12 protein-coding genes, 1 tRNA gene and 1 riboswitch are annotated in these 13,962 nt (G+C 71.8%); of the genes, 3 read left to right on the forward strand and 10 right to left on the reverse strand.

Annotated features, from left to right (window positions below):
• Positions 1-113: 113 nt before the first annotated feature.
• On the forward strand, positions 114-935 hold the full coding sequence (locus D466_RS0108245; RefSeq protein ID WP_018913242.1) for a transglycosylase SLT domain-containing protein: 822 nt from the start codon (positions 114-116) through the stop codon (positions 933-935).
• Between the two features lie 97 nt (positions 936-1,032).
• Positions 1,033-1,173: riboswitch (ZMP/ZTP riboswitch) on the forward strand.
• Between the two features lie 75 nt (positions 1,174-1,248).
• The gene (gene glyA / locus D466_RS0108250) at positions 1,249-2,502 is read left to right on the forward strand and encodes a serine hydroxymethyltransferase (RefSeq protein ID WP_018913243.1); all 1,254 of its coding nucleotides are present in this window, start codon (positions 1,249-1,251) and stop codon (positions 2,500-2,502) included.
• Positions 2,503-2,558: 56 nt separating this feature from the next.
• Here the strand turns inward: glyA and galE are convergent, their stop codons facing one another.
• The 9 genes from galE to D466_RS0108295 all read right to left on the reverse strand — a co-directional run bounded on the left by galE (position 2,559) and on the right by D466_RS0108295 (position 11,092).
• Positions 2,559-3,581, reverse strand: coding sequence for a UDP-glucose 4-epimerase GalE (gene galE / locus D466_RS0108255; RefSeq protein ID WP_018913244.1), 1,023 nt, complete (start codon positions 3,579-3,581; stop codon positions 2,559-2,561).
• A 141-nt stretch (positions 3,582-3,722) separates the two neighbouring features.
• A tRNA-Lys gene (locus D466_RS0108260) sits at positions 3,723-3,798 on the reverse strand.
• 64 nt (positions 3,799-3,862) lie between these two features.
• Positions 3,863-4,300 (reverse strand): response regulator, encoded by a 438-nt coding sequence (locus D466_RS0108265; protein WP_018913245.1) that lies wholly within the window; start codon positions 4,298-4,300, stop codon positions 3,863-3,865.
• A gap of 14 nt (positions 4,301-4,314) precedes the next feature.
• On the reverse strand, positions 4,315-5,877 hold the full coding sequence (locus D466_RS22740; protein ID WP_018913246.1) for a PAS domain S-box protein: 1,563 nt from the start codon (positions 5,875-5,877) through the stop codon (positions 4,315-4,317).
• 144 nt (positions 5,878-6,021) lie between these two features.
• The gene (locus D466_RS0108275; RefSeq protein ID WP_018913247.1) at positions 6,022-6,582 is read right to left on the reverse strand and encodes a DUF882 domain-containing protein; all 561 of its coding nucleotides are present in this window, start codon (positions 6,580-6,582) and stop codon (positions 6,022-6,024) included.
• A 43-nt stretch (positions 6,583-6,625) separates the two neighbouring features.
• A complete protein-coding gene (locus tag D466_RS23875; RefSeq protein ID WP_018913248.1) occupies positions 6,626-7,564 on the reverse strand; it encodes a L,D-transpeptidase family protein in 939 nt (312 codons plus the stop codon).
• On the reverse strand, positions 7,561-9,771 hold the full coding sequence (locus tag D466_RS21125; RefSeq protein ID WP_051083709.1) for an FUSC family membrane protein: 2,211 nt from the start codon (positions 9,769-9,771) through the stop codon (positions 7,561-7,563). Before D466_RS21125 ends, D466_RS23875 begins: the two co-directional genes overlap by 4 nt.
• A gap of 12 nt (positions 9,772-9,783) precedes the next feature.
• Positions 9,784-9,999: a YdcH family protein gene (locus tag D466_RS0108290; RefSeq protein ID WP_018913249.1), complete on the reverse strand. Its 216-nt coding sequence runs from the start codon at positions 9,997-9,999 to the stop codon at positions 9,784-9,786.
• A 112-nt stretch (positions 10,000-10,111) separates the two neighbouring features.
• The gene (locus D466_RS0108295; RefSeq protein WP_018913250.1) at positions 10,112-11,092 is read right to left on the reverse strand and encodes a B12-binding domain-containing protein; all 981 of its coding nucleotides are present in this window, start codon (positions 11,090-11,092) and stop codon (positions 10,112-10,114) included.
• 185 nt (positions 11,093-11,277) lie between these two features.
• Between D466_RS0108295 and D466_RS21130 the strand changes: the two genes are divergently transcribed.
• Positions 11,278-11,919 carry a DUF3833 family protein gene (locus tag D466_RS21130; RefSeq protein WP_018913251.1) on the forward strand — a complete coding sequence of 214 codons (642 nt, stop codon included), beginning with the start codon at positions 11,278-11,280 and terminating at the stop codon, positions 11,917-11,919.
• A 51-nt stretch (positions 11,920-11,970) separates the two neighbouring features.
• Here the strand turns inward: D466_RS21130 and D466_RS0108305 are convergent, their stop codons facing one another.
• Positions 11,971-13,836 carry a phosphoenolpyruvate carboxykinase (GTP) gene (locus D466_RS0108305; protein WP_051083716.1) on the reverse strand — a complete coding sequence of 622 codons (1,866 nt, stop codon included), beginning with the start codon at positions 13,834-13,836 and terminating at the stop codon, positions 11,971-11,973.
• Positions 13,837-13,962: the final 126 nt, after the last annotated feature.

Raw genomic sequence — 13,962 nt, forward strand, 5'->3', positions numbered from 1 at the left:
TAGGCCAGGCACGCCCGCTTCGACGCGCCGGTTCCGGATCTGTGCCCGGTGGTGGCAACCGCGGCGCCGCTTGTCGGCCCCGTCTGCCCCGCCAATCGACACAGGAGAAGACGATGTCGCAAGACTCGCAAGTCCGGCTTCCCAGCTGGCGAAGCATCGGTGCGGAGGTCCTTCAGTGGACCCACAACACGCTGATGATGGTGGGTTTTTTCGTGGTTGCGGCGGGTGCCTACCTTTATGTGCATCCGCAATCGGTTCTGTCGCTTGAGCAGAACGTCGTGCAATGGGTGTCCGCGCGCAAGGTGGCGATGCAGGAACTGCAATCGCTCGGCCAGCGCGCCGCGGACATGGGCCCGAGCATCTCCACCGCCGACGCGGCGGTGCTCGAGCCCCAGCCGCTGCAGCCGCTGCAGCCGGGCCAGACGGCGGTGGCCGACTGGCTGGCGCGGCGCTACAGCATCGCCCCGGCGGCGATGCGCGAGCTGGTGGCGGGAGCCTGGGCGGCCGGCCACCAGGAGCACCTCGACCCGACGCTGATCCTGGCGGTCATGGCCGTGGAGTCCTCCTTCAACCCCTACGCCCAGAGCGCCGTCGGCGCCACCGGGCTGATGCAGGTGATGGCCAGCGTGCACCGTGACAAGTTCGCGCCCTACGGCGGCCCGCGGGCCAGCCTGGATCCGCTGACCAACGTGCGCGTGGGGGCCGTGGTGCTGCGCGACGCCATCGCGCGAGGCGGCTCGCTGCAGGCGGGGCTGCGCATGTACGTGGGCGCCACCTCGGATGCCAGCGAGGGCGGCTATGCCACCAAGGTGCTGGCCGAGCAGGCGCGCCTTCGGCAGATCCTCACCTCGGTCAAGCCGAACGCGCCGCGCACCATCGCGGCGCGGGTGCAGACGGCCAGCAGCGAGCCGGTGCGCCAGGCTGCGGCCACCTGAGTCGCGCGGGCCGTGGGCGCGGCCTCCGCGCCGTGCCCGACCCTTGCGACAACGCGCCTTTGCGGGGACACACCGGGCCGGGGGCTCGGTTACCATATGTCCGTTGCGCGACTGGCGATGAGGCCCGGCAACGCCTGTAGCGGCCCCCAGGGCCGCGGCCGGCGTGGCCGCTGCGGGCCGAGGTGGGAGTGACCACCGGGAAGCGCAACCGTTGCCGCCGTTCGCCTGGGCTCTACCACGCCGCCGGCCCGCTCCGCGGGCCGCGGCGGCCGTTCCATGCGCCTGTGTGCGCTTCGCCTCCCGGGAAACCTCCATGTTCGACCGCTCCATCGCCATTGCCCAGGCCGACCCCGAACTCTGGGCCGCCATCCAGAACGAGAACCGCCGCCAGCACGAGCATCTGGAACTCATCGCCTCCGAGAACTACGCGTCCCCCGCCGTGATGCAGGCGCAGGGCACGCAACTGACCAACAAGTACGCCGAGGGCTATCCCGGGCGCCGCTATTACGGCGGTTGCGAATACGTGGACGTGGCCGAGAGCCTGGCCATCGAGCGGGTCAAGCAGCTGTTCGGCGCCGAGGCCGCGAACGTGCAGCCCCATGCGGGCGCGCAGGCCAACGAGGCGGTGTTCCTGGCCTTCCTCAACCCCGGCGACACCATCATGGGCCTGAGCCTGGCCGAAGGCGGGCACCTGACCCACGGCATGTCGCTGAACATGAGCGGCAAGTGGTTCAAGGTCGTGCCCTACGGCCTGGACGCGCAGGAACGCATCGACTACGAGCAGATGCACCGCCTGGCGCTGGAGCATCGCCCCAAGCTGCTGATCGCGGGGGCCTCGGCCTACAGCCTGCACATCGACTTCGAGCGCTGCGCGAGCATCGCGCGCGAGGTGGGGGCCATCTTCATGGTCGACATGGCCCACTACGCCGGGCTGATCGCCGCCGGCGTGTACCCCAACCCGGTGCCCCACGCCGACGTGGTCACCTCGACCACCCACAAGACCCTGCGCGGCCCGCGCGGCGGCATCATCCTGATGAAGTCGCAGCACGAGAAGGCCATCAACTCGGCCATCTTCCCGGGGCTGCAGGGCGGGCCGCTGATGCACGTGATCGCGGCCAAGGCCGTGGCCTTCCGCGAAGCGCTGGCGCCGGAGTTCAAGGTCTACCAGCAGCAGGTGGTGGCCAACGCCCGTGCCATGTCCGAGGCGCTCGCCGCCCGCGGCCTGCGCATCGTCTCCGGCGGCACGCAGAGCCACCTGATGCTGGTCGACCTGCGCGCGAAGAACATCACCGGCAAGCTGGCCGAGTCGCTGCTGGGCCAGGCGCACATCACGGTGAACAAGAACGCCATTCCGAACGACCCGCAGAAGCCCATGGTCACCTCGGGCATCCGCGTGGGCACGCCGGCGATGACCACGCGCGGTTTCCGCGAGGCCGAGGTGGTGCGCACGGCCAACCTGATCGGCGACGTGCTCGAGGCCCCGGAGGACTCCGCGGTGCTCGAGCGCGTGCGCTCGCAGGTGCGTGAGCTGGCGGACGCCTTCCCGGTGTACTCGCCGGGCAGCTGAGCCCGCGGCCGCCGCTGCGGGCGGCCCTTGCGTGGCCCGCTTCGCGGGCCACGCGCTCAAGTTTCGCCGAAGCCTTCGGGGTTGGCCTGCTGCCAGCGCCAGGCGTCGGCGCAGATGGTGTCGATGTCGCGCACGGCCTTCCAGCCCAGCAGTTGCTGCGCCGCGCCGGGGTCCGCCCAGCACTCGGCGATGTCCCCCGCGCGCCGCGGGGCGATCTCGTAGGGCAGTTCGCGTCCGCTGGCGCGTTCCAGCGCGTGCAGCATCCGCAGCACCGAGCAGCCCTGGCCCGTGCCCAGGTTGACGGTGAACATGCCCTCATGGCCCAGCAGGTGGCGCAGCGCCGCCACATGGCCTTCGGCCAGGTCCATGACATGGATGAAATCACGCACCCCGGTGCCGTCGGGGGTGGGCCAGTCGCCGCCGAACACGCGCAGGCGCGGCAGGCGCCCCACCGCTACCTGGGTGATGTAGGGCAGCAGGTTGTTGGGCACGCCGCGGGGGTCTTCGCCGATGAGCCCGCTGGCATGCGCGCCCACGGGGTTGAAGTAGCGCAGGCGCGCGATGCGCCAGCGCGGGTCGGCGCGCTGCAGGTCCGCGAGCATGTCCTCGATCATCAGCTTGCTGCGCCCATAGGGGTTGGTCGCGCTGCGCGGGAAATCCTCGCGGATGGGTACCGTGGCCGGGTCCCCGTACACCGTGGCCGATGACGAGAAGATGATGTTGCGCAGCCCCGCGTCCTGCATCGCCCGCAGCAGCGTGGTGGTGCCGCCGACGTTGTTGTCGTAGTACTCGAGGGGTTGCTGCACCGATTCGCCCACGGCCTTCAGCCCGGCGAAATGGATCACCGCCTGCGGGCGGTGTTCGGCCAGCAGGCGCTGCAGCAGCGCGTGGTCGCGGATGTCGCCCTGGACCAGCACCGGGCGCACGCCGGTGATGCGCTCCACGCGGGCCAGCGATTCGGCGCTGCTGTTGCACAGGTTGTCGAGCACCAGCGGCGTGTAGCCGGCGTCGATCAGGGCCACGCAGGTGTGGGAGCCGATATAGCCGGCGCCGCCGGTGACGAGGATGGGGTCGGTCATCAGGATGTTCGGGGAGTTGCGGGCCGGCTCGGCAGGCCCGATCCCGCCATCCTACGCAAAGCCCGGGCCGGGATGTCCGGGCGCCTCCGACGCGCAAAAACAAAGCCGGCGCGCATCGCGGGCCGGCTTTGTCTTCTGTTCTGGTGGGGGCACAAGGATTCGAACCTTGGACCTACTGATTAAGAGTCAGCTGCTCTACCAACTGAGCTATACCCCCGAAAGCCGCACATCATACCCGAAGATTCGCGGGATGAACAAGGGGGCGTGGAGCATCCCGGGCATCAGGCCGGGGGCGGGCGGTTGGTGATGAGCCAGTAGGCGCCCAGGCTGGCCACGGTCTCTGCGAACTCGCCGAAGTCCAGCGGCTTGCGCACGAAGCTGTTGGCTCCGCTCTCATAGCTGCGCAGACGGTCCATGTCCTCGTCGGAGGAGGTCAGCATGACCACCGGCAGCAGCCGCGTGTGCTCGGCCTCGCGCAGGCGCTGCAGCACCTCGATGCCCGACAGGCGCGGCAGGCCGATGTCCAGCAGCACCACCGCGGGCAGCTGGTTGCGGTCGCGCGAGGCGAATTCGCCTTCGGCCATCAGGTAATCGACCGCCTGCTGGCCGTCGCGCATCACCTCGACCTTGTTGGCCAGGTGGATCTTGCGCAGGGATCGCAGGATCAGCATTTCATCCTGCGGGTTGTCCTCGACCAGCAGGACCGATGGTGGGTTCATGGGTACGGCGCGTCTCAGGTGGGGGTGGGCAGGCCCGCCGGATCCGGGGATCCCGCGGGAGCGGCTTGGGGCGCCGGTTGCGGCGCCAGCGTGAATTCGAAACGGGCGCCCTGGCCGGGAGCGGCCTGCGCGCGCATCGTGCCGCCGTGACGCGTCACGATGCGCTGCGCGGTGGCCAGGCCGATGCCCAGGCCGGGGAATTCGTCCTGCCGGTGCAGGCGCTGGAAGGCGCGGAACAGCCGGGCCGCGTGGGCCATGTCGAAGCCGGCGCCGTTGTCCTCCACGGCGAAGCCGCCGGCGCCGTCGAGTTCGGCCGCGCACAGGCGGATGCGCGCCGGCTCGGCCCGCGCCGTGTATTTCCAGGCGTTGCCCAGCAGGTTGCGCAGCACGGCCTCGACCATGCGCGGGTCGGCCTGGGCCCGCAGCCCGGGCTCGACTTCCCATTGCACGCGCCGCGCGGGCTCCTCGCGCGCCAGCTCGCCCAGCAGTTGTTCGCCCAGGGCCGACAGGTCCACCGGGTCGCGCCGTACCTCGCCGCGGGTGCTGCGGGACAAGGCCAGGATGCCCTCGATCAGTTCGCCCATCTTGTGGCTGGCGATGTCGACCTGGCGCAGGTACAGGCGTCCCTGCTCGGGCAGTTCGTCGGAGTAGTCCTCCAGCAGGGCCTGGCTGAAGCCGCTCATCGCGCGCAGCGGGGCGCGCAGGTCGTGGGACACGGCGTAGGCGAAGGCGTCGAGCTCGCGGTTGGCCGCGCTCAGTTCGGCGGTGCGCTCGGCCACGCGGCGTTCCAGGTCGGCGTTGAGTTGCAGCACCTGCTCGCGCAGCTCTTGCTGGGCCTTGCGCAGATGGGTGACGTCGCGCAGGATGCGCGCCGAGCCCACGGGGCGTCCGTCGATGTCGAGGATGGGCGAGACCGACACGAACACCGTGAGTTCGCTGCCGTCGCTGCGCACGCGCCGGGCCTCGTGGTGCTGCACCGCCTCGCCGCGGCGCACGCTTTCCAGCAGGCGCTGGCGTTCGACGGCGTCGTCCGGGTGGAACAGCATGCCCATGCTGCGCCCGATGGCCTGCTGCGGCGTGTAGCCGAACATGGCCTGCGCGCCATGGCTCCAGCCCATGATCATGCCGTCCAGGTCGGTGCCGACGATAGCGTCGTCCGAGCTTTCGACCACCGCGCGGTACCAGGATGCGGTGTCCGCCTGCAGCTCGCGCGCGCGGCTCTCGGCGCGCTGGGCGCGCTCGACGAACCAGGCCAGCACGCTGGCCAGCACGCCGTTGCCGGCCAGCAGGCTCCACTGCAGCAGGTCGCGCGGATGGGTGACGGAGAAGTTGCCGGGCAGCTGCTGCAGGCCGATGGCGCTGATCAGGCCGCTGAGCGCGGTGCACAGCAGTCCGGGGCCGAGGCCTCCGAGCAGCGCGCACACGGTGATGGGCACCATGAACAGCACCAGCAGCGGACGTTCGCCGTAGACGCCCGCCAGGGCCTCGCGCAGGCTCAGCGCGGCCAGCGGCAGCACGATCGCCAGCGCGTAGGCGGCGCTTCGCCGGGACGGCAGGTGCCTTTCGCGAAGCGGCATGGGCGGGCGCGGGCGGAGGGGGCGGGAGCGCGCGAAGGCGCGGGCCGGAACCGCGCGCCGCGAACGGCGTTCGCCCGGCAATCCGCACGAACATACGGGGAGCCCTCGCGCGCTGTCAACGCCGGGGGCATCGGCGCGTGGAACTCAGGCACCGGTCCATTGACGCACGCGGCCGACGTCCACGTGCACGAAATCCGAATGCGGGTAGTAGCCCACGCCGCCGCCGCGCAGCGACAGCGCCAGCGCGCGCAGGCGCGGCAGGTCGCAGCCGGGGATGCGGATGTCCGCGGCCATGCCCTGCATGTGCAGGCTGCCGCTGGAGACCTGGCCGCTGCGCGCGTGCAGCGCGGCGTTGGTGGCCGGCGAGCGGTAGCCGCTGATCAGCTGGATGGGCCGCGAGGCGCCCAGGCCCTCGCGCATGGCGTGCAGCAGGTTCAGCAGTCCGATGTCGATGGCGTGCACCTGGCCGTTGCGGTAGTCGCGCAGCAGGTGCTGGATGTCGAGCAGGGGCTGTTCCAGGTATTGCCCCTGTTCCCAGTAGACGGTGCGCAGGCTCTCGCCGGTGTGCAGGTTCTCGAAGGCCAGGCTGCGCGCCGCGGCGGGCGCGGCCCGGGCGTGCCGACGCGGCAGCGCGTACAGCGCGCCGCCGGCGGCGGCTGCCAGCAGGCGCCGGCGCGTGGGGCAGGGCAGGAGTTTCGGGGGCATGGGCGGAACTGGCACGGGCAGCGCACATGCTACGCGATGTAACTCATCTTCCCGCGGGCTGGTCGATGCGCCCGGCCAGGCCCTGGGGCGCTTGCAGCAGGGCTTGCGCCCGCGGCCAGTCGATGCGTGCCTGCAGGCCTTCGCGGGCGGCCAGTTCGCGCAGTTCGCGCAGGCTGGCGGCGGCGCTGCCGCGGCGATAGGGATCGGGGTTGGCCTGCAGCCACAGCTGGCCCCCGGGGGGTTCGGCGAGCAGCCAGCTGCGGTAGACGATGTGCACGGGGGTGCCGAGGCGCACGGCTTGCAGCAGCTGCGTCGCGTGGTCGTCGTCCAGCCGGATGCAGCCGTGGGTGCGGAAACTGTGGATGCTGGCGGGCGCGTTCGTGCCGTGGATGCCGTAGCCGGGGGCGTCCAGCCCGACCCAGGCGTGGCCCAGCGGGTTGTCGGGCCCGCTCGGTACCTCGCTGAGCACGGGCTTGCCCTCGCGGCGCATTTCTTCCTGGATGGACAGGGGCACGTGCCACACGGGGTCGCGCCGCAGTTGCGCCACGCGAAAGCGGCCCAGCGGGGTCGGCCAGTCGGGGCGGCCCACCGCCACCGGCCAGGCCGCCACCAGCTGTCCTGCGCTGCGCAGGAACAGCATGCGCTGGGGCAGGTTGATCAGGATTCCGTCGGCGGGCCCGGGCGGCACCACCTGCGGGTTGTCGATGCGCAGGCACTGGCCGGGACGCAGCGGGGCGCGCGCGTCCAGCGCGTTGTCGCTCAGCAGCCGGGCCAGGGGCTCGCCGTAGCGCGCGGCGATCGCCAGCAGGGTTTCGCCGCTGCGCACGCAATGCTGGCCGGGGCCGCCGGCCAGCTCATGCGAGAGCTCGGGCGGCGTCGTCTCGGACGGGCTCGCGCCGGCCGTGGCGGGCAGCGCGCAGGCGGCCCACAGCAGCAGCGCGGCCGCCCGCCGGGCCGCGCCGGTGCACCAGACCCGGCTCACGCGCGCCCGGGCCCGGCGCCGCGCGCCTGGGCTTCGGCGGCGCGCATCTCGCGTTGCAGGCGCTGGCGGATCTGGCCGATGCGCGCGGCTTCCAGGCCGATGCGCGCCAGGCGCGACAGCAGCGGATCGTCGCTGGCCAGCCAGTCCTCGGCGGGGCCGGGCTCGGCGCTGGCCGCGGGCGCCAGCCGGCGCAGCACGCGCTCGCGGCAGAGCTCGATCCATTGCAGGGCCTGCGCGTCGATGCGCCCCTGGGGCTGCAGCTGGGCGCGCAGCAGGCGCAGCGAGACCAGCTGCGAGGCCAGCAGGTAGGCGTGGGTGATGATGCCGGCCAGCTCCTGCGGGGCGCGGCGCTGCGCCTGCGGCTCCTCCAGCATGCGCCCGTACAGGCCGGTAATAGCCGCCAGATTGTCGAACAGCTGCTTGCGCGCCACGCGGAACTCGCGTTCCTGGTGCGCCTGCTGCTCCAGCACGACCTGCGCGTAGCGGCTGAGCGCGCTCAGCAGGTCGCGCAGCTGGCGCGGCGCGTCCAGGTATTCCCAGCGCGGCAGCACATGGCTGGCGGCCCATGCCAGCGCGGCGCCGATGGCCGTGTCCAGCAGGCGCTGCTGCACCAGGATGTGGGTGTTCTCCTGCAGCAGATGCGCCAGCAGCAGAGCCAGCGCGCTGCCCGCAATCGCGGTGAAGCGGTAGTGGGTGGTGACGAAGGTGCGCGCCAGCGCCATCGCCAGGAACAGCGCCAGCAGCAACCAGTCCAGCCCGGGGTTCAGCGCCAGGAACAGCGCCACCAGCACGCAGCCGGCGATGGTGCCGAACAGACGGTCGCGGATGCGCTGGCGGGTGACGCCGTAGTTGGGCCGCAGGATCACCGCGATGGTCAGGGCGATCCAGTAGTCGTGGGTCTGGTGCGAGAACAGCAGGCGCGACACCAGCAGGGAAAGCGCCAGCGCCAGCGCCAGGCGCACCGCGTGGCGGAAGATGGGCGAGCCCAGGCGCAGGTGCGACAGCACCTGCTTCGGGTCGTATTTCCAGGCGCTGACGAACAGCCGTACGTCGGGCACCTCGGGCACCGCGGGCGTGGCCGGGGGCGCGTGGCGCATGGCGTAGGCCTGGTCCAGCGCGCCGATCAGGCGGTCGGCCTGGCGCAGGGTCTGCAGTTGCGCGCCGAGCTGCGCGCGCGCGTCGAGCAGCTCGGGCTCGTGGCGCGGGCCCAGCCAGGCGTCGGCGAGCTGCTGCACGGCGTCCCAGCCCTCGGGCCGGGGCGCGCGCTCGGAGGTGTCGCGGTCGTGGAGCAGGGCCAGCGCCAGCGCGCCCAGCATGTCGGCGCTGTGCTGCATGCCCTGGCCCAGCGCGTCCAGCACGTCGCTGCCGTCGAAGGTCTCGCGCAGCGGGGCCGCGTCGATCTGCGCGGCCAGCTGGGTTTCGAACAGGTCCAGCGCGACCAGCAGCATGTGGGTCCACAGCGCGTCGCGCGGGCCGTGGCCCTCGCGCAGCACCAGATCGCGCGCCGACTGCAGCGCGTCGTTGACGGCGCCTTGCAGCGCGGCCGCCTGCGCGTAGGCGTCGCCCTCGCCGGGCACGGCCGGCCGCGCGGCCTGGCGCAGGTACATGGAGCCCTGCCAGCGCGCGTAGGCGGCCATGCCGTCGATCAGTTCGGCCAGCGCCTGCTGTTTCACGCGGGTGCGCAGCCAGCGCCCGATGAGCAGCGCGTAGCCGGTGTAGGCCAGCGCGCCCGCCAGCAGCAGCGCGGTGCCGGCGGCGAGGTCCCCGGGGCTGCGCGGCGCCGGGATGCCCATGGTGATGATGGTGATGAACAACAGGCAGAAGGCCACCGCCACCGCCCGCTTGCCCCACAGGCTGACCAGCCCGGCGAGAAAGCCCAGCAGCGGCACCACGGCCAGTTGCACCCAGGGATGGGCCACGCTGGCCCAGACGGCGGCGAAGCACAGGGTTCCGGCGATGGAGGCGAACAGCAGTTCCACCGCCTTGAGGCCGACCGGCGCGGGGTTGTCGGCGAAGGACACCATCAGCGCGCCGGTGCCCAGGCTGAGCGCGGCGCCCATGCCGCCCAGCGCGTAACCGGCGAAGCCCAGCACGAAGGTGCCGGTGGCGGAGATCAGCCCGCTGGTGAAATAGCGGCTGAACACCACGCGGCTGAGACTGTCGATCGCCCCCTGGGCCGGTCCCAGGGCGGACCGGCGATCTCCCATCAGGGATTTCACTTAGGCGGCGGCCTTCCGCAGCATCAGGTAAAGCTCGTCCTTGAGCTTGAGTTTCTGCTTTTTCAGGGTCTCGATGGTGACGTCGTCGCCCGTCTCGATGCCTTCCTCCAGGTTGCGGATGCGTTGATCCAGCTCGTTGTGGCGTTCGAACAGCTTGGCGAAGTGGGCATCGAGGGTCTTCAGCTTGGAAATCAGGTCGCGGTATTCGGGAAACACGTTGTTCTCCTGTTCAGGGGCGGGACCTGGCGCCGGGCCTTGCACCCGGCGACGCGATGGCTGCGCGTCCAGTATAGGAAGCCCCCGCCGCCCGCGCCAAGCCGAGGGTGCTTCAGATCGCCGCGTGCGCCGCGTGCGCCGCGCGCCAATCGGCCACGTGGCGGGGCAGGGCCTGCAGCGTGCGCAGCACCTGCACCCCGGCCGGGGGCCGGGACAGCGCGGGCGAGGAACCGCCGGCCCAGATCTCCACCGCGTCGGGCAGGGCCGAGCGCAGGGCCGACAGCGTGTCGCGCACCTGGGCCCGCGCCGGCTGGGCGCTGAAACTCAGCGCCAGCACGTCGGCGCGGTGGGCCGTCACCGCGAGCAGCATGTCGGCCATCGGGGTCTGCACCCCCAGGGACACGCAGTGGCAGCCTTCCAGGGACATCATCGCCTCGGCCATCAGCAGGCCCAGGCCGTGCGGTTCCTGGGCCATGGTGGTCAGCAGCACCCGCGGGCGCTCGCGGGCCGGGGACTCGGCCGCGCTCAGCGCGGCGATGGCGCCGCGCAGCACGCGGTGCATGGTCTCCGAGTACAGGTGCTCCTCGAACACCTGCAGCTCGCCGCGCATCCAGGCCTCGCCCACCTCGGTGGTCAGCGGCGCGACGAGTTCGGTCACGAAGCGCTCCAGGCCCAGGCGGATCTGCGCCTGCTGCAGTTCGCGCCGCAGGCGCTCCGCGTCGTGTCCGCGCAGCACGGCCAGCCAGTGGCCGAGCCCGGGCCCGGCGGGCGTGGCGGCCGCCGCCGGCGCGCGCGGCGCCATGGCCTCGAGCTGCTCGCGGGGCAGGGCCACGATGCGCCCCGGGCGGTGCCCCTGCATCATCAGGCGCCGCAGCAACTGCAGCTTGTGCACCTGCTCGGCCGGGTACAGGCGCTCGTCGGCCGCGTTGCGCAAGGGCGCCGGGAAGCCGTAGCGCCGTTCCCACATGCGAAGGGTGTCCTTCGACAATCCGGTGTCGCGCTCGACCGCGGCGATACTCAGGCCGCGCGCGTCATCCGGCGCGTCCTCGACCGGTTGCACGTTGATTTGCTGGGAATTCGGGAGCTGGGGCATGGCAGGACCGGATGATAATGGGTGCGGACTCTGCGCGCGTCGGGGTCGTCAATTGTCCTGGACATTTGCAGTTCTTGCCTACCTGGCGCGCCCGCGGATGGCGCCGCGCCGCGGGCGGTACCATCACGGCTTCGCGCTCCGGTCGCCGGCGCCGGCCGCGTCGGCCATCCTCGAAGGTTTCCATCATGATCCAGCGCCGCCCCGCCAGTTTCGAACTGCACCCCGACACCGTCGTCGACACCCTGGGCGAGGAGCCCGAGGGCGGCGGCACGCTCGCGTTCGAGGCGCCGGAGCCGGCGCCGGAACACCCCGGCGAGCCGGCGCTGCCCGAGCGCGCCCTGCTCCTGGAGGAATTCTTCAACGGGCGTCTGTGGGCCGAAGGCGTGGTGTGCGACCGGCGCGGACGCGTGCGCCGACGCCTGCGCATCGACATGCAGGCGCTGTGGGAAGGCGACTGGGGGCGCCTGCAGGAGTCCTACGTGTTCGACGACGGCGAGCGCCAGCAGCGCACCTGGAGCCTGCGCCGCTTTCCCGAGCACGAGGGCGTGCGGCGCTACGAGGCCACGGCCGCCGACGTGGTGGGCACCGCGCACGGGCGGGCGCAGGGCCACGAGATGCGCTGGAGCTACCGCATGGACCTGCCGGTCGGCCGCTTCAGGGTGCGCCTGCGCATGGACGACCGCATGTACCTGGTGGGCGACGGGCTGGCGGTCAACCGCATCGAGATCCGCAAGTTCGGCCTGCGCGTGGGCAGCCTGCTGCTGAGCTGCGGCAGGAGCGCCTCGCCCGCGGACCTGGAACTGGCGCCCCCGCCCCGCGCGCGCTGAGCCCCCGGGGGCCCGGCGCGCAAGGAGCCAGGGGCGGCGGCGGGCCCCGGCTCAATCCTCCAGGTTGGCGCCGAGCGCCTGGCGCACGGCCAGCAGTTCGTCGGGCACCCGCGGGGCCAGCCTGGCGAACAGTTCGTCATGCAGCGCCAGTTCCTTGCGCCAGTCCGCGGCGCCGGCCTCGATCACGCAGGCGTAGTTCTCGGCGCTGAAGTCCAGCCCGGCCCAGTCCAGGTCCTCGCGGCGCGGGCTGACGCCGAAGAAATGGTCCTGTCCCTGGGCGCTGCCCTCGATGCGCTCGATCATCCACTTGAGCACGCGGGCGTTCTCGCCGTAGCCGGGCCACACGAAGCGCCCGTCGGCCCCCTTGCGGAACCAGTTGACGCAGAAGATGTGCGGCAGCGTGGCCGACTCGCCCTGCAGCTTGTGCTCGACGTCCACCCAGTGGCGGAAGTAGTCGCCCATGTGGTAGCCGCAGAAGGGCAGCATGGCGAAGGGGTCGCGGCGCACCACGCCCTGCTTGCCGGCCGCCGCGGCGGTGGTTTCCGAGCCCATGGTCGCGGCCATGTACACGCCTTCCAGCCAGTTGCGGGCCTCGGTGACCAGCGGCACCGTGTCGGAGCGGCGCCCGCCGAACACGAAGGCGTCGATGGGCACGCCGGCGGGGTCGTCCCAGGCCGGATCCAGCGCCGGGTTGTTGGTGGCCGCCACCGTGAAGCGCGCGTTCGGGTGGGCCGCCTTCGCGCCGGTGGCCGCGGCGATCTCCGGGGTCCAGTCCCTGCCCTGCCAGTCGATGGCGTGCCGGGGTGCCGGGCCCATGCCCTCCCACCACACGTCGCCGTCGTCGGTGAGCGCGACATTGGTGAAGATCACGTCGCGCTCCAGGCTGCGCATGCAGTTGGGATTGGTCTCGGAATTGGTGCCTGGCGCCACGCCGAAATAGCCCGCTTCCGGGTTGATCGCCACCATGCGCCCGTCGGCGCGGGGCTTGATCCAGGCGATGTCGTCGCCGAGGGTGGTGATCTTCCAGCCAGGCATCGACGCCGGCGGGATGAGCATGGCGAAGTTGGTCTTGCCGCAGGCGCTGGGGAAGGCCGCGGCCACGTGGTACTTGCGCCCGGCCGGGGTGGTCACGCCGAGGATCAGCATGTGCTCGGCCAGCCAGCCCTGGTCGCGCCCCATGCGCGAGGCGATGCGCAGCGCGAAGCACTTCTTGCCCAGCAGCGCGTTGCCGCCGTAGCCCGAACCGTAGGACCAGATCTCCGAGGTCTCGGGGTAGTGGACGATGTACTTGTGCTCGGCGTTGCAGGGCCAGGGCACGTCGGCCTGCCCGGGTTGCAGCGGCGCGCCCACGCTGTGCACGCAGGGCACGAAGTCGCCGTCGGTGCCCAGCAGTTCCACCACCGCGCGGCCCATGCGGGTCATCAGGCGCATGTTCACCGCCACGTAGGGCGAGTCCGACAGCTCGACCCCGATGTGCGAGATCGGCGAGCCCAGCGGCCCCATGCTGAAGGGCACCACGTACAGCGTGCGCCCGCGCATGCAGCCGCGGAACAGCGCTTTGTCGCCGGTCTGCAGCAAGGCGCGCATCTCGGCCGGGTCCACCCAGTTGTTGGTCGGGCCGGCGTCCTCGCGGCGCACGCTGCAGATGAAGGTGCGGTCCTCGACCCGCGCCACGTCGGAGGGGTCGGAACAGGCCAGGTAGCTGTTCGGGCGCCGCACCGGGTCGAGGCGCCGGAAGGTTCCGGCATCCACCAGTTGCTGGCACAGGCGCTCGTATTCCTCCTGGCTGCCGTCGCACCAGTGCACTTTTTCGGCTTGCGTGAGGTGGGCGATGCGCTCGACCCAGGCGATGAGTTTGGCGTTGCGCACGTATCCGGGCACCGTGCCCGGCGCGCTGGCCTGAGGAATGGCGTTCATGGGACTGCTGGCTCCGTGTTCGGCGTCGCCGCGATCGGCGGTGTGCACCGCAACATCGAGCGTAGCCGTCGTTATGGTCGTTGACGGCGCCGAATGCGCCGTGAAGCCAGTGTACTCACCCGCCAT

Source organism: Thiomonas sp. FB-6, from assembly GCF_000377645.1.
Classification (GTDB): domain Bacteria; phylum Pseudomonadota; class Gammaproteobacteria; order Burkholderiales; family Burkholderiaceae_C; genus Thiomonas_A.

Excerpts from the sequence above, each read along its gene's own strand:
- D466_RS0108295 (WP_018913250.1), bottom strand. The coding sequence starts at position 11,092 with ATGCCCCAGCTCCCGAATTCCCAGCAAATCAACGTGCAACCGGTCGAG.
- D466_RS0108245 (WP_018913242.1), top strand. The coding sequence starts at position 114 with ATGTCGCAAGACTCGCAAGTCCGGCTTCCCAGCTGGCGAAGCATCGGT.
- glyA (WP_018913243.1), top strand. The coding sequence starts at position 1,249 with ATGTTCGACCGCTCCATCGCCATTGCCCAGGCCGACCCCGAACTCTGG.
- D466_RS21125 (WP_051083709.1), bottom strand. The coding sequence starts at position 9,771 with ATGGGAGATCGCCGGTCCGCCCTGGGACCGGCCCAGGGGGCGATCGAC.
- D466_RS0108305 (WP_051083716.1), bottom strand. The coding sequence starts at position 13,836 with ATGAACGCCATTCCTCAGGCCAGCGCGCCGGGCACGGTGCCCGGATAC.
- D466_RS21130 (WP_018913251.1), top strand. The coding sequence starts at position 11,278 with ATGATCCAGCGCCGCCCCGCCAGTTTCGAACTGCACCCCGACACCGTC.
- D466_RS0108265 (WP_018913245.1), bottom strand. The coding sequence starts at position 4,300 with ATGAACCCACCATCGGTCCTGCTGGTCGAGGACAACCCGCAGGATGAA.
- galE (WP_018913244.1), bottom strand. The coding sequence starts at position 3,581 with ATGACCGACCCCATCCTCGTCACCGGCGGCGCCGGCTATATCGGCTCC.
- D466_RS22740 (WP_018913246.1), bottom strand. The coding sequence starts at position 5,877 with ATGCCGCTTCGCGAAAGGCACCTGCCGTCCCGGCGAAGCGCCGCCTAC.
- D466_RS0108275 (WP_018913247.1), bottom strand. The coding sequence starts at position 6,582 with ATGCCCCCGAAACTCCTGCCCTGCCCCACGCGCCGGCGCCTGCTGGCA.